The organism is uncultured Microbacterium sp. (assembly GCF_963521645.1).
GTDB lineage: Bacteria > Actinomycetota > Actinomycetes > Actinomycetales > Microbacteriaceae > Microbacterium.
Genome location: NZ_CAUQVQ010000052.1, coordinates 1 through 17740, shown reverse-complemented (window position 1 = coordinate 17740; position 17740 = coordinate 1). Strand labels below are relative to the sequence as shown.

The window sequence follows — 17740 nt, the reverse complement described above, 5'->3', positions numbered from 1 at the left end:
CCGACCAAGCTCATCGACATCGTGCGCATCGGCAAGCAGCTGCTCATCACGCGCGGTGCCCTCACGACGTTCTCGCTCGCGAACGACATCGCCAAGTACTTCGCGATCATCCCCGCGATGTTCATGGGCGTCTTCCCCGGGCTGGCAGCGCTCAACATCATGCAGCTGCATTCGCCGGCATCCGCCGTGACGAGCGCGATCATCTTCAACGCGATCGTGATCGTGTTCCTGATCCCGCTCGCGCTGCGCGGCGTGAAGTACCGGCCCGCGAGCGCCTCGCAGATCCTGCAGCGCAACCTCCTCGTCTACGGCCTGGGCGGGGTGATCGCGCCGTTCATCGGCATCAAGCTGATCGACCTCGTCATCACCCTCATCCCCGGCTTCTGACGCCCCACCCCGGGGGCCGACACGCCACATGTCGACCGCCGGCCCGCATCCGGTCCGTCGACTGGCGTGTCGGCCCCGAACTGTTCTCGCTCCGAAAGGCACCCCATGTCCTCCTCCCGCACCGTCGCCCGCACCACCGGCGTCGCGATCCGCGCGATGCTCGTGCTCACCCTCGTGCTCGGCGTCGGCTACACGCTCGTCGTCACCGGCATCGGCCAACTGCTGCTGCCTTTCCAGGCCAACGGCTCTCCGCTCGCAGGCGACAAGGGCAGCTCGCTGATCGGGCAGTCCTTCACGGATGCCGACGGCGAGGCGCTTCCCGAGTACTTCCAGTCGCGCCCCTCGGCCGCGGGCGACGGCTATGACGGAGCCGCCTCGAGCGGCAGCAACCTCGGTCCCGAGAACCCCGACCTCGTGGCAGCCGTCGGCGAGCGCCAGGCGGCCATCGCCGAGCGCGAGGGCGTGAGCCCGGATGCTGTGCCGGCCGACGCCGTGACGGCATCCGGCTCGGGCCTCGACCCGCACATCAGCGTCGCCTACGCCCTGCTGCAGGTGCCGCGGGTGGCCGAGGAGCGCGGCCTGCCCGAGCAGCAGGTGCGCGACCTCGTGGAGTCTAGGATTCAAGGGCGGGATCTGGGATTCCTCGGCGAAGAGCGCATCAACGTCGCCGAGCTCAATCTCGCGCTCGACGAGCAGGAGGGCTGATGACGCCAGAGCGCCACGGCAAGCGCGGCCGACTTCGCGTGCTGCTCGGAGCAGCCCCCGGCGTCGGCAAGACGTACGAGATGCTCGTCGAGGGGCGGCGACTGCTCGACGAAGGCCGCGACGTCGTGATCGCGATCGTCGAGACGCATGAGCGCGCGGCCACCGCGGCGCAGACGATCGGCATCCCCGAGGTGCCCCGCCGCACGGACCTGCACCGAGGCGTGCCCCTGAGCGAGATGGATCTGGATGCCGTGCTCGCGCGGCGCCCCGAGATCGCCCTGGTCGATGAGCTCGCGCACAGGAACACCCCGGGTTCACGCAATGCGAAGCGCTGGCAGGACGTCGATGTGCTGCTCGACGCGGGCATCGACGTCGTCACGACCGTGAACGTGCAGCACATCGAATCGTTGAACGCCGTGGTCGAGAAGATCACCGGCATCGCGCAGCAGGAGACGATCCCGGATGCCGTGGTGCGCGCGGCCGACGAGATCGAGGTCGTCGACCTCGCCCCCCAGTCGCTGCGCGATCGACTGTCGGCCGGCCTCGTGTACCCCGCCGAGCGCATCGACGCGGCGCTGTCGAACTACTTCCGCCTCGGCAATCTCACGGCGCTGCGCGAGCTGGCGCTGCTCTGGTTGGCCGACGAGGTCGACAGCGCTCTGCGCAGCTACCGCGCCGACCACGGCATCGAGGGCACCTGGCAGGCGCGCGAGCGCGTGGTCGTGGCCCTCACCGGCGGGCCCGAGGGCGAGACGCTGCTGCGCCGAGGGGCCCGGATCGCGGCGCGGTCGGCCGGCGGCGAACTGCTCGCGGTGCACATCGCCGCGCAGGACGGACTGCGCGACGAGACGCCGGGCGCCCTGGCCGCGCAGCGCTCTCTGGTCGAGTCGCTCGGCGGCAGCTTCCACCAGATCATCGGCGACGACATCCCCGGCACGCTCGTCGAGTTCGCGCACGGCGCCGACGCCACGCAGCTCGTGATCGGCGTCAGCCGGCGCGGACGCCTCGCGGCCGCGCTCACCGGACCCGGCATCGGGTCGGAGGTCATCCGCCGCTCCGGCGACATCGACGTGCACATCGTGACGCACGCCGCCGCGGGTGGCCGCGCCGCGCTCCCCCGCATCACCGGCGGCGCTCTCGGCTGGCGTCGACAGCTGCTCGGCTTCGTGATCGCGCTCGTCGTCGGGCCGCTGCTCTCGTGGGCGATGTTCGCCTACCGCAGCCCCGAGTCGATCACGGTCGAGGTGCTCGCGTTCCAGCTGCTCGTGGTGGTCGTCGCGCTCGTGGGCGGACTGCGACCCGCGGTGTTCGCGGCGGTGCTGTCGGGCATCACGCTGGATTTCCTGTTCGTGTCGCCGATCTTCACCATCACGATCGCGCATCCGCTGCACGTGCTCGCTCTCGCGCTGTACGTCGTGATCGCGATCCTCGTCAGCATCATCGTCGACCAGGCCGCCCGGCGGGCCAGAACCGCTCAGCGCGCGGCCGCCGAAGCCGAGCTGCTCGCCGCGGTCGCCGGCAACGTGCTCCGCGGCGACAACGCCGTGCTCGCTCTTGTCAGCCGCACGCGCGAGGCGTTCGGGCTCACCGGAGTGCGACTGCTCACCGCCGAGGGCGAGGTGCTGGCCAGCGACGGCGAACCCGTTCCCGACGGCCGCGCCACCACCATCCCGGTCGGCGCCGGCGCGCAGGCTCCCGCCGTGCTCGAGCTGCACGGCGAGCCCCTCGACACCCCGGCACGGCGTCTGCTCGACGCGATCGTCGCCCAGCTGGCCGCGGCTATCGAGCACACCGATCTGCGGGCCACGGCGCGCGAGGTCGCCGCCCTCGCCGAGACCGACCAGGTGCGCAGCGCCCTGCTCTCGGCGGTCAGCCACGACCTGCGCCGCCCTCTCGCGTCGGCGGTCGCCGCGATCGGCGGCCTCCGCGGAGCGCACGGGCTCTCGGCATCCGACCGCGAAGAGCTGCTCGCGACCGCGGACGAGAGCCTCGCCACGTTGTCGTCGCTCGTCACGGACCTGCTGGACGTCAGCCGCGTGCAGGCGGGGGTGCTGGCCGTGTCGACTATGCACCTCGATGTCGCGGGTCCGGTGCTCGCGGCGGTCGACGAGCTCGGCCTCGGCCCCGGCGACGTGGAGCTGTCGCTCGACCCCGGCCTTCCGGCAGTGTCGGCAGACCCCGTGCTGCTGCAGCGCGTGCTCGTGAACGTCGTCGCGAACGCCCACCGCCATTCGCCGGCCGACACGCGCGTCATCATCTCGACCAGTGCCCTCGGCGAGCGCGCCGAGATCCGCGTGATCGACCGCGGAGCCGGCGTGCCCGCCGGGATGCGCGACCAGATCTTCCAGCCGTTCCAACGTCTGGGCGACACCGACAACACGACCGGTCTCGGGCTCGGGCTCGCCCTGTCGCGCGGATTCGCCGAGGGCATGGGCGGTACTCTGACACCCGAAGACACCCCGGGCGGTGGACTCACCATGGTCATCTCGCTGCCCCTGGCCGCCGACCCCCACCCCATGCAGGAGGAGACGGAGTGAAGCTCCTCATCGCCGACGACGACCCGCAGATGGTACGCGCGCTGCGCATCACGCTCGCAGCCCACGGGTACGAGGTGGTCGTCGCATCCGACGGCGCCGCCGCCGTGGCCGCCGCGGCGCAGACGCATCCCGACCTCATCATGCTCGACCTGGGCATGCCGCGGCTCGACGGCATCGAGGTGATCCAGGCGCTGCGCGGATGGACGACCGTGCCCATCATCGTCGTGTCGGGCCGCACCGGCTCGGCCGACAAGGTCGAGGCCCTCGACGCAGGGGCCGACGACTTCGTCACGAAGCCCTTCCAGGTCGACGAGCTGCTCGCGCGGCTGAGGGCGCTGTCTCGTCGGGCGGTACCCGCCGGCGGAGAGTCGACCGTCGGGTTCGGTGACGTCGTGGTCGACCTCGCGACCAAGACCGTCACCCGAGCGGGAGCCCGCGTGCACCTGACCCCCACCGAGTGGCGGATGCTCGAGCACCTCGCCCGGCATCCCGGCGCTCTCGTCACCCGACAGGACCTGCTCAAGGAGATCTGGGGCAGCGAACAGGTCTCGGATTCCGGTTATCTGCGGCTCTACATGTCACAGCTGCGCAAGAAGCTCGAAGCCGAGCCGAGCGCTCCCGTGCACCTGCTCACCGAGTCGGGCATGGGTTACCGCCTCGTGGTCTGACGCCGCCGTCGCCCGCGGGTGCCATGCCCGGGTGCCCGGGTGCCGGGGTGCGGTCAACCGCGCCAGATGCGGACATTCGGACCCGCAACATCCGCATCTCGCGCGGTTGACCGGATCTCACGACCACCCGGGGTGCGGTCGACCGTGCCCGCCCCAAATGCGGACAACCGCGCCAGATGCGGACGCCCGGACCCGCAACATCCGCATCTCGCGCGGTTTGCCGCATCTCACGACCGCCCGGGTGCGGTTCACCCTGCCAACCCGGATGCGGTCTCGATAGCGCCAGACCCCCCGGATGCGGTCGACCGCGCCAGACCGCCCGCCCGAATGCGGTCGACCGCGCCAGATGCGGACGCCCGGACCCGCAACATCCGCATCTCGCGCGGTTTGCCGCATCTCACGACCGCCCGGGATGCGGTCTCGATTGCGCCAGACTGGATGCGGTCGATCGCGCCAGCCGCCCGCCCCGAATGCGGTCGACCGCGCCAGATGCGGACGCTTAGACCCGCGACATCCGCATCTCGCGCGGTTTGCCGCATCTCGCGACCGCCCGGCAGGCCCGTCGCGGACCCCGTCACGCAGACCCCGTCGCGTAGACCCCGTCACACGGATGCGGTGACGCGGATGCCGTCGGACTGTGACTCCCGGTGGCGGCGCAGGCCCCCGACGATGCCCGCGGCCACGAGCGCGGCAGCGACGATGATGCCGGCGATCGCGACGACGGTGCTCTCCGGCTCGCCGGTGAGGCGTCCGACGGCCAGCCAGCTCAGACCCCACGCGGTCGCGAGCGCCGGAGCGAGACGTCGGGTGACGAGCGCGCTGGCGATGCCGATCACGAGAACCACGGCGAGCGCAGCGACGGCCCAGATCTCGGCCTGGTCCTCCCAGCTCGAGGGGGCGATCTGTGTGAACCACGCCGCCGTGTTGGCGACGGTCGCGATCGTGACCCAGCCGAAGTGCAGGCCGTTCGCTCCGTCGACGACGATGCGTTCGGGCCACGTACGGGCGCGGCGGCGGCCGAGGATCACGACGACCCGCGCGAGAGTGGCGAGCAGCAGAGCGATCACGAGCACGGTCAGCGGCAGCGACAGGAACTGCGCCGTCACCAGCCACAGTCCGTTCAGGATCATCGACGCGGCGATCCATCCTCCGACCGCGCGCTGACGCTCGTCGGCTCGCTGGGCGGGCAGCGCCTGCCATACCGTGTAGGCGATGAGGCCCATATAGATCAGCGTCCAGATCGAGAATGCGGGACCGGCCGGAGCCAGATACGAACCCTGAGCCGACAGGGCTCCGTCCTGCAACTCGCTCACAGATGTCCCGCCGAAGGCGCCGGAGCCGACGGCAGCGGCGATGAGCATGAACGTGGCCGAGGCGATGATGGCCGACTGACGGGCGATGTCCTGCGTCCGGGGTTCCATGCTCCGAACGCTACGCGCGAGCGCGCGCCACGCACAGGCCCTTGACACTAGAGAGGCATACAGCTAGCCCGGCTAGACAATTCGACTGACACGTCGCTCGGCGCGATCAGCCCCGCTCCGCAGATCGGCGATCCCCCGACGGGCGGAGCCGCCCGAGGCGTGCGGCCCTACTCCCGGAGACCGGCCCGACATGGCACGGGCGAGAGTCCGACCGAACCGCGTCCGTCAGACGGCGACAGCCGCGTCGATGAGCACCTCAGCCGCGCGGCGCGCCTGCACGGCGACCTGGGGGTCTGCGGCGATCGCCGCGGTGCTCTGCGCCCCCTCCGCGAGGATCGACAGCTGCGCCGCGAGGGAGGCAGGCGCACCGGCGGCGACCACGAGGTCGGCCATGTACGCCTGGAACGAGGCTTTATGGTCGCGCACGATCTGGGCGACCTCCGGGCTCGTGCCGCCGAGCTCTCCGAACGCGTTGATGAACGCACAGCCCCGGAAGTCGTCGGTGCAGAACCAGTCCTCGAGATATCCGTACACGGCGAGCAGGCGATCACGCGGATCGGCGCCGGCATCCGCGACGGCGCCGGTCAGACCCGACTCCCACTGCGCATGCTTGCGAGCGAGCACCGCGGCGACGATATCGGTCTTCGAGGGGAAGAGCGCGTAGAGCCGACGCAGCGACACGCCGGCCGCCGCCCTCAGCTCGTCCATGCCGACCGCCGCGTACCCCTTGCGGTAGTAGAGCTCGTCAGCCGCCGCAAGGATCTGTTCACGCACCGTTTGCTCCGTCATGGTCCCAGTGTACTTGACATGAGAACGAGCGTTCTCTACAGTGGGGAACATCAACCGAGAACGAACGTTCTCAGCCAACTGGAAAGGATCAGGATCATGGGTTACATCACCGTCGGAAACGAGAACAGCACCCCGATCGAGCTCTACTACGAAGACCAGGGTTCGGGCCAGCCCGTCGTCCTGATCCACGGCTACCCGCTGAACGGGCACAGCTGGGAGCGCCAGACCCGCGAACTGCTCGCCCAGGGCTACCGGGTCATCACGTACGACCGCCGCGGATTCGGCCAGTCGTCGAAGGTCGGCACCGGATACGACTACGACACGTTCGCCGCCGACCTCAACACGGTGCTCGAAACCCTCGACCTGCGCGACGTCGTGCTCGTCGGCTTCTCGATGGGCACCGGCGAGCTTGCCCGCTACGTCGCCAAGTACGGCCACGACCGGGTCGCCAAGCTCGCGTTCCTCGCCTCGCTCGAACCGTTCCTCGTGCAGCGCGACGACAACCCCGAAGGCGTGCCGCAGGACGTGTTCGACGGCATCGAGGCGGCAGCCAAGGGCGACCGCTTCGCCTGGTTCACCGACTTCTACAAGAACTTCTACAACCTCGACGAGAACCTCGGCTCGCGCATCAGCCAGGAGGCCGTCACCGGCAGCTGGAACGTCGCGATCGGCAGCGCTCCTGTCGCCGCCTACGCGGTGGTCTCGTCGTGGATCGAGGACTTCCGCGGCGACGTGGATGCGGTGCGCGATGCCGGCAAGCCCACGCTGATCCTCCACGGCACCAAGGACAACATCCTGCCGATCGACGCCACCGCTCGCCGGTTCCACCAGGCAGTGCCCGCGGCGACCTACGTCGAGGTCGAGGGCGCCCCGCACGGCCTGCTCTGGACCCACGCCGACGAGGTCAACGCCGCGCTGAAGGACTTCCTCGGCAAGTGACGCCCCCTTCCGTTCGTTGAGCGAGGAGCACAGCGACGAGACGCGGTGAGGATGCGAGGGGGCAACCCTCCTTCATCCTCACCGCGTTTCGTCTCGCGGAGACCCGCTCTGAGCGAGCGGAGCGGGTCGAAGCGTCGCTCAACGAACGAATGCATCCGGTGCTGACCCGACCGCGGAATCAGCGCTGCCGTCAGCGCTTGACCGCCACCGTGAGCGTCTTGCTCTCGGTACTGCCCGCGGCGTTCACGAACTCCACACGGTAGGTGTGCTTTCCCACCGACCGCCCCGACACCGGCACCGTCACACGCTGCGCGGCGGGGCTGTTCGCGACCATGTCGCCCTCGGAGATCAGCACACCGTCTTCGTACAGGCGGTACGAGGACGCGTTCGTGCCCCACCACATGTCAGCGGTGAGCGTGTACGACCCGTCGCCGTCCCCGTTGTCGGCCGACAGCACGGGCGTGCCGGGAGCCGCCTCCTTCACCTTCACCGTCACGGGCTTCACGGCCGTCACGCCTCGTGAGTTGACCAGTTCGCCGGTGTAGACGTAGGTGCCGTCGGCCTTGCCGGTCACGGCGACCTGTGCCGTCTGCGCACCGGTGCCTCCGAACGTCAGCGGCACCGACTTGATCAGCACGCCGTTCTCGAACACTCGCAGTGCGGTGGCGTTCTGCCCCCACCACAGATTCATGGTGAGCGTGAAGTCGCCGTCGAGCAGCCCGGTGTCATGGCCGTTGTCGTGCGACAGCACTCCGCGAGCCGGGGCGGCCGTCGCCGAGTCCTTCCGCACGAGAGCGTCGACGGCGGCATCGAGCGTCGCCACGGCTCCCGCCACGGCATCCTCACTCGGGCTGGTCGCCGCGAGCACGATGTCTGCCCGCGCGATCGCACCGGGCATGGCGGTCGTCGACGACTCGACATACGTCGTCAGGTCGAGAGCCGCAGCCGCATCGCGCCGCTCCCGCAACTGCGTGGTGTCGGCACCGGGCATCGGTTCGCGCACGAGCTCGAGATCGTCGATCGTGCCCCACGCCCCCGCCGGCAGCGCCGCGGAGATCCGCACGGTCGCCGTGCCCTCGGCCCCCACCTGCAGCGCCTCGGTCGTCGGCGTCGACCACACCCGCCAGCCGTCGAACTCGAAGGCCGCAGCGGCGCCCGCTGCAGACGACGACGAGAGCGACAGCGAAGCCCGCCCGTCGGAGCCCTCACCGTCGCCCTGCAGCGACGCCCGTGCGACGTACGACCCGGCGGGCAGCCCGCTCACGGTCTGCGACAGCTCGAACGAGTATTTGGATGCCGCGTAGAAGTGCGCCGAATGGGTGCCGCTCCGAGGGTCATCCCATGCCCGCAGGGTGAGTCCCGACCCGGTCGCGCTCCACATGCTCGTGTCCGCGTCCTCGAATCCAGGGTTGCGCAGATAGTTGCGCGCGGCGACCGTGACTGTGGCGGAGGCCGCGAGTCCCGCTTCCGTCACGCCCGCGATCGCATACTCGCCGATGCCCTCGATGTACTCGGCCCCGGTCGACCAGGTGACCGCCTGCTGCTCCGACGACCCGTCGTTGTAGAGCACGGACACTTCGCCCGGCAGCTCGACCGCATCGCCCTCGACAAGTCGCAGCGCCACGGGCTGCACCGACTCGACCGCCCGCGGAGCCTGGGCCCCGGTGCGCACGTAGGAGAAGATGTTCAGCGCATCGGATGCCGTGCCGTCGAACCCGAACAGCGCCTGGTTGTCCCACGCGGATCCGCCGAACCACTGGCCGGCATCATGCGGCTCGTACTCGCCGGCGAAGCTCGACGCCCACCCCGAGCCGTCGCGCTCCCAGAGCACCTTGTTCTGCTCGAGCTGCGACGGAGGCCCCACCGGAAGCCACGCGGGCTCCCAGTAGTACACGCCGATGCCGGCCTCGCCGACATCGGCGACCGCCTGCACGACCGCGCGCACCGCATCGGCCTGACCCTGCACGCTCACCGGATACTGCGTCGCCTCGGACGGCAGGTCGACCACATTGCCGTGGCCGTCTCCGTCGTCGAGCGTGAACGCCCACGAGGTCTCGGCGACCATGACCTTCTTGCCGTAGGTCTCGGCGACGTGCGAGAGCACCGCCGTGAGGTTCTCAGGGGTGCCGTGCCAGAACGGGTAGTACGACGACGCGAACACGTCGTAGTCGACGTCGCGGCGGTCGAGTTGGGCTGCGACGTCGGCAAAGAAGCCGGCCCGCTCGGGGTTGGTGAAGTGCACGGCGACGAGAGTGTCGGGCGCTTCGGCGCGCACGGCGGCAGAGCCTGCCGAGAACACCTTCGCCATGTCGTCCCAGCCGCGCACCCCGGCGACCCCGCCGTTGGTCTCGTTGCCCACCTGCACCATGCGCAGGTCGACGCCCGCATCCACCAGTCGTCGCACGGCATCACGGGTGAAGGTGCCGACCTCGGCGGCGACCTGGTCAGCCGTCATCCCCTCCCAGGCCTTGGGCACCTGCTGCTTGGCGGGGTCTGCCCAGAAGTCGGAGTAGTGGAAGTCGACGAGCACGCCGAGTCCGGCATCCGTCGCGCGCTGAGAGATCTCGATCGCACGATCGACGTCGACGTCGCCGCCGCCGTAGCCGTTGCCGTTCGCGTCGAAAGGGTCGTTCCACACGCGCACCCGCACGTCAGTGACCCCGGCGTCGGCGAGGATCTCGAACAGATCACCCGGCGTGCCGTCGGAGTCTCGGAAGACGACGCCCGACTCTTCGAGAGACAGCACCGACGATACGTCGACGCCACCGATGAAGTCGTCGGGCAGGTTCTCGACCCGAGGGACGGTGATGCCGGCATCCACCGGTTCGGTGGCGGCGACAGCAGCCGGCACGGATGCGGGCGATGGCGCGGCCGACGCCGGCAGCGCGACGCCGATCAGGGCGACGGCGGTGACCGTGGCCAGGGCGGTGGAGAGAAGGGAACGCGTGCGACGGTGCATGACGGCCTTTCGAGCGGTGCGGAAGAGAGGATCAGCCCTTGACGGATCCCTGGGTGAGCCCGCCCACGATGTACTTCTGCAGCGAGAAGAACAGCGCGAGCACGGGCACGGCGGCGACGACGACACCGGCGGCGAAGAGCCCCCAGCGCGAGGTCAGCTGGTTCGAGACCCACTGGTACATGCCGACGGCGAGGGTCCAGTTGTCCTCGGACGTGAGGATGATCTTCGACAGGATGAAGTCGCCGAAGGCCGCGAGGAACGCGAGCAGCGCGACGACCGCGAGGATCGGCACGACCAACGGCATGATGAGCCGCCAGAAGATCTGCGCGTGCGAGGCTCCGTCGATCTTCGCCGACTCGTCGATCTCGACCGGGATCGTGTTGAAGAACCCGTACATCAGGAAGGTGTTGGCCCCGAGGGCGCCGCCGAGGTAGACGCAGATCAGGGCGATCTTCGAGTTGATGCCGAGAGCAGGGACCACGTCGCCGAGGGTCTGCAGCATCAGGAAGATCGCGATGAATGCCAGCGCCTGGGGGAACATCTGCAGCACGAGCAGCGTGGTGAGACTCGCGCGACGACCGCTGAAGCGGAAGCGCGAGAACGCGTACGCGCCGCAGGCGCCCATGAGCACCGAGCCGATCGCGGTCACGCCGCCGATGAGCAGGGTGTTGCCGAACCAGACCCAGTAACGGGATTCGCCGAGGGCGATGTAGTTCGCGGGGTCGAAAGCGCTGAACAGTGCGCTGGATGCCGCGAGGCTGCCGTTCGGATTGAGCGAGGCCGACAGCACGTAGACGAGCGGGAATGCGGCGAAGAACAGCACACCGGCGGCCAGGATGTACTTCCAGCCGACTTCGCTCCACCACCGACGCCGACGAGCACCCGCGCGGGCGGCCTGCGCGTCCTTCGACGAACCGGTCACGATGACCCTGGTCTCACTCATCACTGGTACTCCTCGAGCTTGCGGGTCTGTCGGAAACTCAGCGCTGAGATGAGACCGACCACGATGAAGGCGATGATCGACAGCGCGCTCGCGAGACCGTAGTCGGCCGCACCGCCTGAGACGCCCGAGACGTCGTAGATGGCTGACACGAGGATGTCGGTCGAGCCGAGCGCGTACGGTGCCCCCGCGATCGCCGGGCCGCCGTTGTTGAAGGTGTAGATGACGGTGAAGTTGTTGAACGCGACCGCGAACGAGGCGATCAGCAGGGGAGCCGTCGAGACCAGCAGCAGGGGCAACACGATCGCGCGGAAGCGCTGCAGCTTGTTCGCGCCGTCGATCTCGGCTGCCTCGAGCGTCTCGCCCGGCAGCGACTGCAGCGCGCCCGTGCAGACGAGGAACCAGTAGGGATAGCTGAGCCACACGTTCACGAAGATGACGGCGGCCCTGGTGAGCCAGGGGTCGCCGAGCCAGTTGATGCTCGAGCCGAAGAAGAAGAGGTCGTTGATCACGCCGAACTCGGCGTTGAACATGCCGCGGAACAGCAGCGCTGCCATGAATGCCGGGAAGGCGTACGGGAGGATGAACAGCGCCCGCAAGAGCCGCCGCCCCTTGACGCGAGGGTCGTTGTAGACGATCGCGAGGCCGAGTCCGACGGCGAAGCTGAGCACGACCGAGAGGATCGCGAACGCGAAGGTCCACACCGTGACGCTCAACAGGGTGCCGGCGAGGTTCGCGTCCGTGAAGAGCTTCACGAAGTTGGCGAAGCCGACGTTGACCGACCACCCCGTCGGCAGCGCCGTGCCGTCCTCGGCGACGAACGCGCCGAGCTCGGTGGCGGTGTAGACCGTGCCCGACTGCGTGTCGGTGATCGTCTGCGCCTCAGCGTCCCACACCAGTGTGGGTTCGTAGACCGAGCCGGTGGATCCCTCGCGCGTGCGGATCGACCCGTCGTTCGGGTCGTCCGAGACCGGAACCCTGAGGTCCTTGATGGTCGCGCCGAGCGTCGGGTCGGTCAGCACGGTCGCCCTCGGGATCACCTCCCAGCCGGGGACCTCGCTCGGGGCGCCGGTGGTGCCGATCTCGGCATCGGATGCGGTGGCCAGCGGCTCGGTCGCGGATCCGACCTGCACATCTCCGTCGTCATCGACGATCGCGAAACCGAGCTCGCCGCCGCGCTGCACGATCGAGAGCGGATAGTCCGACGAGCCCTCGATGCGACGCTCGCCCTGGATCAGCGCGGCCTCGACCGCCTGCTCCTGGGTGCCGACATGACCGGTGCCGTAGTTCGTGAAAGCGATGTAGGCCGTGTAGCCGAAGATGAAGACCTGGAACACGAGCAGGAAGATCAGCCCCGGCAGAAGGTACTTCAGTGGCAGCGCTCTGCGGGTGAAGTACACCCAATCGGCGATGATCACGAGCAGCACGACGACGCCGAGCACGATCCACGACTCGGCACTCCAGGCCGAGATGGCCGTCATGATGCCGAAGGCGTTGACCAGCGCCATGAGCGCGAGCTTGATGAGGAATCCCCAGCCGAGACCACGGAAGCGGCGGGCGTGGGACTCACGCGAGGGTGTCACCACGGGGGTGGGGGCCTCGGTGGGCGGTGCCTGGATCGTCATGTGTGCGTCCTGTCGATGCATCGGTCGTTGAGCGAGCGAAGCGAGACGAAACGCGCCCGCGTACGACGACGCGTTTCGTCTCGGTCGCTGCGCGTCCTCGCTCAACGACCGGGCATTCGGTCGAGTCAGCCGGCGAGAGTCGTCTCGAGGTCGGCGACCATGGTGTTCCACGTCGACACGGGGTCGGCGCCGTTGATGATCTGCACCTGTGCGGCGTTCCACAGGTCCCAGACCGAGCCCATCTCGGGGATGGACGGCATCGGCACACCGCCCTGAGCCGAGGCGACGAAGCCGGCCGTGATCGGGTCGGACGAGACCTCGTCGGCGAGCGTCGACCACGCGGGGATGCGCGGGTCGGCCTCGTACAGCGCGCGCTGCGCGTCTTCGGTGCCGAGGTAGTTCACGAGGAACTCCTGGGCGAGGAGGGCGTTCTTGCTCTTGCTCGACAGGTAGAAGCCCTGCACGCCCACGAAGGGCGCCGCGGCCTCGCCACCGGCCGAGGGGATCGGGTTCACCGCGACGTTGACGCCCTCGAAGGCGCTGATGGCCCACGGACCCTGGATCGTGTACGGAGCCTTGCCCGACGCGAACAGCTCGTTGTTGATGTCGTAGTCGATCGTGGTCGAGATGTAGCCGGTGCCGGTCGAGCCGTTCGCTCCGAGCCAGGTCGCGAAAGCCTCGCCGGGCCCTCCGCCCATGCCGACCTCGGTCGTGTACGAGCCGGTGTCGTCCTGCACGAACACGGGCGCGCCGAACGACGTCTGCAGTCCGTACATCGTGTAGCCGTCGCCGGTCTCTCCGGCCGTGTTGATGACGAACGGACGCTCGGTGCCTGCGGCGACACCCTTCGCGATCATGTCGTCCCATGTGGCAGGAGCCTCGGCGCCGACGAGGTCGGTGTTCTGGATCAGGGCGATGGTCTCGAGCGAGTACGGCATCGCGTAGAGCTGGCCGTCGTACGTCATCGCGTCGAGCGCGACCTGCTCGAACTCCGACGCCTTGTCGCCGAGGTCGATCGTGTCGACGACGCCGGCCGCGACCAGCGCGCCGAGCCAGTCGTGGGCACCGACGGTGATGTCGGGCCCCTCGCCGGTCGGAACCTGCGCGATGAAGTCGTTGCGGAGGTCCTCGAAGTTCTTCTGCACGAGGGTGACCGTGGCTCCGGTCTCCTCCTCGAACGCCTCGGCGGCTGCGGTGATCGCGGCTTCGCGCTCGGCATCCGTCCAGATCACGAGTTCAGCGCCGTCGCCGGATGCGGCGTCGTCGCCGCCTTCGGGTGCGCCGGCGGAGCAGCCCGCGAGGACCACGGCCGCGGCCAGAGCGAGTGCGCCGACTCCGATGTGCTTGCGCATGCGTTTTCCTATCTGTCGTGGCCGACGATGCGCTGCGCGTCATCGCGACCGGGGGTGGGGTGGTGCAGTTGTTCGGGAGGTGCGGGGTGGTGCGGGTGGTGCTGGTCGTGCGGTCAGTGGGAGGTGCGGACGACGGCGACGCCGCCCGCCGCGATGGTCAGGGCGCCCGAGATCTCGGTGCCGCTGAGGAGCTCGACGCCCGCGGCCTCGAGCTCGACGTCGACGTTGTTGTGGTTCACGGCGATCCGATAGTCCGCGTCAGCGCCGTGACGTGTGATGACCTCGAGGCCGTCGATGACAGCCGACGGGGTGATGCCGGCATCCGCGTAGACCTCGTGCAGCAGTGCGCGCATGCCGGCGGCGTCCAGCCGGGTGCCGACGTACCAGCCGGTGCCCGAGCCGTGACGGTGACGCGTGATCGCGGGCTCGCCCTCACCGGGTCCGCCCGAGAAGTTCGCGATGACCTCGGCTCCCTCGAGCGCGATGTCCTCCTGCCAGACGTCGGCGATGATGCCGTCGTGATCGACCCAGTCCAGCCCGTGGCTCTCGCTCTCGCGCAGCGGCAGGAACTCCTCGACCGTGAGGCCGAGGGCCTCACGCAGCGGGGCGACGAAGCCACCGGCGTGCACGGCATCGTTCTCGTCGACGATGGCCGAGAAGAACGAGACCAGCAGCGTGCCGCCGTCTGCGACGAAGGCGGTCAGGTTCGCGGCATCCGCCGTGCTCAGCATGTACTGCGCCGGAGCCACGACCAGGCGGTAACCCGAGAGGTCCTGCCCGGGGAGGGCGAAGTCGACCGTGATGCCGTCGCGCCACAGCTGCTCGTAGAAGCGACGCACCTGCGCGGCATGCGTGACATCTCCGGAGGGGCGCCATTCGAGGTCCTGTGCCCAGAACGACTCGAAGTCCCACAGGATCGCGACGTCGGCCTTCACGACACTGCCCTGCACCTCGTCGAGGCGGCCCAGCGCGGCGCCCAGATCGACGACCTCCCGGAAGACGCGCGACTCGGTGCCGGCGTGCGGCAGCATCGCGGAGTGGAACTTCTCGGCGCCCGAGCGTCCGGCCCGCCACTGGAAGAACAGGATGCCGTCGGCCCCACGACCGAGGTGCGTGAAGGAGTTGCGCTGCATCTCGCCGCGACGCTTGGCGATGTTGCGCGGCTGCCAGTTCACGGCCGAGGTCGAGTGCTCCATGAGGATCCACGGCTTGCCGCCGCCCACCGAGCGGCTGAGGTCGGCGGCGATCGCAAGCCCGATGTGCGCGTCCTCATCAGCCGCCCACAGGTAGTGGTCGTCCGAGACGATGTCGACCTCGCGGCCCCAGGCCCAGAGGTCTGTGGTCCAGCTCTGGTTCGCCATGAAGTTCGTGGTGACCGGCTGGTCGGCGTGCGCACGGATCGCATCGCGCTCGGCGATGAAGCACGCACGCAGCTGGTGATCCGTGAAGCGCGCGAAGTCGAGGCGCTGCGCGGGGTTCACGACGCTCGGGGCGATGGCGGGCGCACCGACGTGCTCCCACGCCGAGTAGTGCTGACCCCAGAAGGCGGTGCCCCACGCGCTGTTCAGCGCATCGAGCGAGCCGTACTTCTCCTGGAGCCAGAGCCTGAAGGCGGCGACCGCGTTCGGCGAGTAGTCCTCACCGACGGGAACGCCGTACTCGTTGTGCACGTGCCACAGCACGACGGCCGGATGCTGCGCATAGCGCGCCGCGAGAGCATCCGCGATCCGCACGATCGCCTCGCGGTAGGCCGGTGACGAGTGCGAGGCCATGCCGCGCGAGCCGAAGCCCATCGTGCGACCTTCGCGATCGATCACGCGGGCGTCGGGGTGGTTCGCGAAGAACCACGCCGGCGGGGATGCCGTGGGCGTGCCCAGGTCGACCTTGATGTCGTTCGCGTGCAGCAGGTCGAGCAGCTCGTCGAGCCACGCGAAGTCGAACTCGCCCTCGGCGACCTCGATGAGCGCCCACGAGAAGATGCCGACGCTGACCAGGTTGACTCCGGCCTCGCGCATCAGGATGACGTCTTCGCGCCACGTCTCGGGCGACCACTGCTCGGGGTTGTAGTCGCCGCCATAGGCGATCCCGCTCAGGTCGGGCCAGGCGTGGGGCGAGGTCATCGGCACTCCATCGGGTCGGTGTGGTCGTGGTGCGGGTCCCGACGTGCTGTCGCTCATTCGACTGGGACCGGTCTCAGCCTGACTCAGGAGAGTGACTGGGACCGGTCTCAGTTCTACCCCAGGTCTGGCGTCGATCACAACCGCCGTTACCGAACTGAGACCGGTCCCAGGTTGGACTACCGCTCGACGGGATGCTGTGGGTAGAGTCACAGGCGATGAGTGATGTCAGCGCGAAGCGCAAGCCGACGATCCGCCAGATCGCGGCGCAGGCGGGGGTGTCCCGCAGCACGGTCTCGCGTGTGATCAACGGCGGGCACTGGGTGTCCCCCGATGCCAGGCAGGCCGTCGAAGAGGCGATCCTCGCCACCGGCTACACGGCGAACCATCACGCGCGAAGTCTCGCGACGGGCCGCGCCGGTTCACTGGCGTTTCTGCTGACCGAGCCGCAGCAGCTGCTGTTCGACGACCCGACCTTCGCACTGCTGCTGCGCGGAGCGGCCGAAGCCCTCGCGCAGCGCGCGATGACACTGGTGCTGCTCGTCGCCGGAACTCCTGCCGAGCGCGAGAGCGTCGCCCAGTTCCTCAGCGCCGGTCACGTCGACGGCGTCATGCTGATCTCATCGCACGAGTCCGACCCGCTGCTCGATCAGCTGATCGAGGTCGGCATCCCCACCGTCTGCTGCGGCCTGCCCCTCGGACACGAACGAGAGCTCTCGACGATCTCGGTCGACGAGGTCGCCTCAGCCCGCACGATGGCCGCGCACCTCGTGGCGCAGGGCCACCGCCGCATCGGCATGATCACGGGCCCCGACGACACCCCCGGCGGGCGCTACCGCCTGGTCGGCTTCCGCGAAGAGCTCGGCGAGCAGTTCGACGAGACGCTGGTCGAGGTGGGCGACTACTCGTACGAATCAGGGCAGGCCGCCATGACGAGGATGCTCGAGCACGACGTGGACGCCGTGTTCGCCGCATCCGACCGGATGGCCGCCGGAGCCATCGCCGCCGCCCGCCGAGCCGGACGCCGCGTGCCGGAGGACATCGCGATCGCCGGGTTCGACGACTCGGGCCTCGCCGCTACCCACGAACCGCCGATCACGACCATGCGTCAGCCCTGGGACCAGATCAGCGCGCAGATGGTCGCCGTGCTGCTCGAGGTCATCGCCGGAGCATCGCCCCGCTCGGTCATCCTCGACACCGAGCTCGTGGTGCGCGAGAGCGCGTAGCCCTCCCACCCCACCCCTGGCACCCTGCTCCTCCCCTGCCACCCTGCTCCTCCCCTTGCTCCTCCCCTGCCCCCT

Annotated in this window: 12 protein-coding genes and 1 pseudogene; 6 read left to right on the top strand and 7 right to left on the bottom strand. The window is 69.3% G+C overall.

Annotation, left to right across the window (positions count from 1 at the left end; genetic code table 11):
* The 4 genes and pseudogenes from RWO82_RS11220 to RWO82_RS11205 form a co-directional block, all read left to right on the top strand.
* Positions 1-387, top strand: a pseudogene (locus tag RWO82_RS11220) (potassium-transporting ATPase subunit B); the annotation flags it as partial.
* Positions 388-492: 105 nt separating this feature from the next.
* Positions 493-1092, top strand: coding sequence for a potassium-transporting ATPase subunit KdpC (gene kdpC / locus RWO82_RS11215; protein WP_314426917.1), 600 nt, complete (start codon positions 493-495; stop codon positions 1090-1092).
* A complete protein-coding gene (locus tag RWO82_RS11210; protein ID WP_314426915.1) occupies positions 1092-3629 on the top strand; it encodes an ATP-binding protein in 2538 nt (845 codons plus the stop codon). Before kdpC ends, RWO82_RS11210 begins: the two co-directional genes overlap by 1 nt.
* The gene (locus RWO82_RS11205) at positions 3626-4297 is read left to right on the top strand and encodes a response regulator (RefSeq protein ID WP_201468578.1); all 672 of its coding nucleotides are present in this window, start codon (positions 3626-3628) and stop codon (positions 4295-4297) included. The genes RWO82_RS11210 and RWO82_RS11205 overlap by 4 nt, the downstream gene beginning before the upstream one ends.
* 602 nt (positions 4298-4899) lie before the next feature.
* Here the strand turns inward: RWO82_RS11205 and RWO82_RS11200 are convergent.
* Together RWO82_RS11200 and RWO82_RS11195 are read right to left on the bottom strand one after the other, a co-directional pair.
* Positions 4900-5718: a TspO/MBR family protein gene (locus RWO82_RS11200; protein WP_314426908.1), complete on the bottom strand. Its 819-nt coding sequence runs from the start codon at positions 5716-5718 to the stop codon at positions 4900-4902.
* Between the two features lie 225 nt (positions 5719-5943).
* Positions 5944-6507 carry a TetR/AcrR family transcriptional regulator gene (locus RWO82_RS11195; RefSeq protein WP_314426906.1) on the bottom strand — a complete coding sequence of 188 codons (564 nt, stop codon included), beginning with the start codon at positions 6505-6507 and terminating at the stop codon, positions 5944-5946.
* A gap of 96 nt (positions 6508-6603) precedes the next feature.
* On the opposite strand from RWO82_RS11195, the gene RWO82_RS11190 reads away from it, so the two are divergent.
* Positions 6604-7446: an alpha/beta hydrolase gene (locus RWO82_RS11190; protein WP_314426904.1), complete on the top strand. Its 843-nt coding sequence runs from the start codon at positions 6604-6606 to the stop codon at positions 7444-7446.
* A gap of 190 nt (positions 7447-7636) precedes the next feature.
* Here RWO82_RS11190 and RWO82_RS11185 read toward each other — a convergent pair whose 3' ends face one another.
* From RWO82_RS11185 to RWO82_RS11165, 5 genes are all read right to left on the bottom strand, one after another.
* A complete protein-coding gene (locus RWO82_RS11185) occupies positions 7637-10405 on the bottom strand; it encodes a glycosyl hydrolase 53 family protein (RefSeq protein WP_314426902.1) in 2769 nt (922 codons plus the stop codon).
* Positions 10406-10436: 31 nt separating this feature from the next.
* Entirely contained in the window at positions 10437-11348 is a 912-nt protein-coding gene (locus RWO82_RS11180) for an ABC transporter permease subunit (protein ID WP_314426899.1), read from the bottom strand.
* Positions 11348-12970 (bottom strand): ABC transporter permease subunit, encoded by a 1623-nt coding sequence (locus RWO82_RS11175; protein WP_314426897.1) that lies wholly within the window; start codon positions 12968-12970, stop codon positions 11348-11350. Before RWO82_RS11175 ends, RWO82_RS11180 begins: the two co-directional genes overlap by 1 nt.
* Positions 12971-13095: 125 nt before the next feature.
* The gene (locus RWO82_RS11170; RefSeq protein ID WP_314426895.1) at positions 13096-14322 is read right to left on the bottom strand and encodes an extracellular solute-binding protein; all 1227 of its coding nucleotides are present in this window, start codon (positions 14320-14322) and stop codon (positions 13096-13098) included.
* Positions 14323-14435: 113 nt separating this feature from the next.
* On the bottom strand, positions 14436-16442 hold the full coding sequence (locus RWO82_RS11165; protein ID WP_314426893.1) for a beta-galactosidase: 2007 nt from the start codon (positions 16440-16442) through the stop codon (positions 14436-14438).
* A gap of 215 nt (positions 16443-16657) precedes the next feature.
* Here RWO82_RS11165 and RWO82_RS11160 point away from each other — a divergent pair, with 215 nt between their 5' ends.
* Positions 16658-17665: a LacI family DNA-binding transcriptional regulator gene (locus RWO82_RS11160; protein ID WP_079112094.1), complete on the top strand. Its 1008-nt coding sequence runs from the start codon at positions 16658-16660 to the stop codon at positions 17663-17665.
* Positions 17666-17740: the final 75 nt, after the last annotated feature.

Bases quoted from the DNA above. Each gene is read 5' to 3' on its own strand.
- RWO82_RS11200 (WP_314426908.1), bottom strand. From the start codon at position 5,718: ATGGAACCCCGGACGCAGGACATCGCCCGTCAGTCGGCCATCATCGCC.
- RWO82_RS11180 (WP_314426899.1), bottom strand. From the start codon at position 11,348: ATGAGTGAGACCAGGGTCATCGTGACCGGTTCGTCGAAGGACGCGCAG.
- kdpC (WP_314426917.1), top strand. From the start codon at position 493: ATGTCCTCCTCCCGCACCGTCGCCCGCACCACCGGCGTCGCGATCCGC.
- RWO82_RS11165 (WP_314426893.1), bottom strand. From the start codon at position 16,442: ATGACCTCGCCCCACGCCTGGCCCGACCTGAGCGGGATCGCCTATGGC.
- RWO82_RS11170 (WP_314426895.1), bottom strand. From the start codon at position 14,322: ATGCGCAAGCACATCGGAGTCGGCGCACTCGCTCTGGCCGCGGCCGTG.
- RWO82_RS11210 (WP_314426915.1), top strand. From the start codon at position 1,092: ATGACGCCAGAGCGCCACGGCAAGCGCGGCCGACTTCGCGTGCTGCTC.
- RWO82_RS11195 (WP_314426906.1), bottom strand. From the start codon at position 6,507: ATGACGGAGCAAACGGTGCGTGAACAGATCCTTGCGGCGGCTGACGAG.
- RWO82_RS11160 (WP_079112094.1), top strand. From the start codon at position 16,658: ATGAGTGATGTCAGCGCGAAGCGCAAGCCGACGATCCGCCAGATCGCG.
- RWO82_RS11185 (WP_314426902.1), bottom strand. From the start codon at position 10,405: ATGCACCGTCGCACGCGTTCCCTTCTCTCCACCGCCCTGGCCACGGTC.
- RWO82_RS11190 (WP_314426904.1), top strand. From the start codon at position 6,604: ATGGGTTACATCACCGTCGGAAACGAGAACAGCACCCCGATCGAGCTC.
- RWO82_RS11175 (WP_314426897.1), bottom strand. From the start codon at position 12,970: ATGACGATCCAGGCACCGCCCACCGAGGCCCCCACCCCCGTGGTGACA.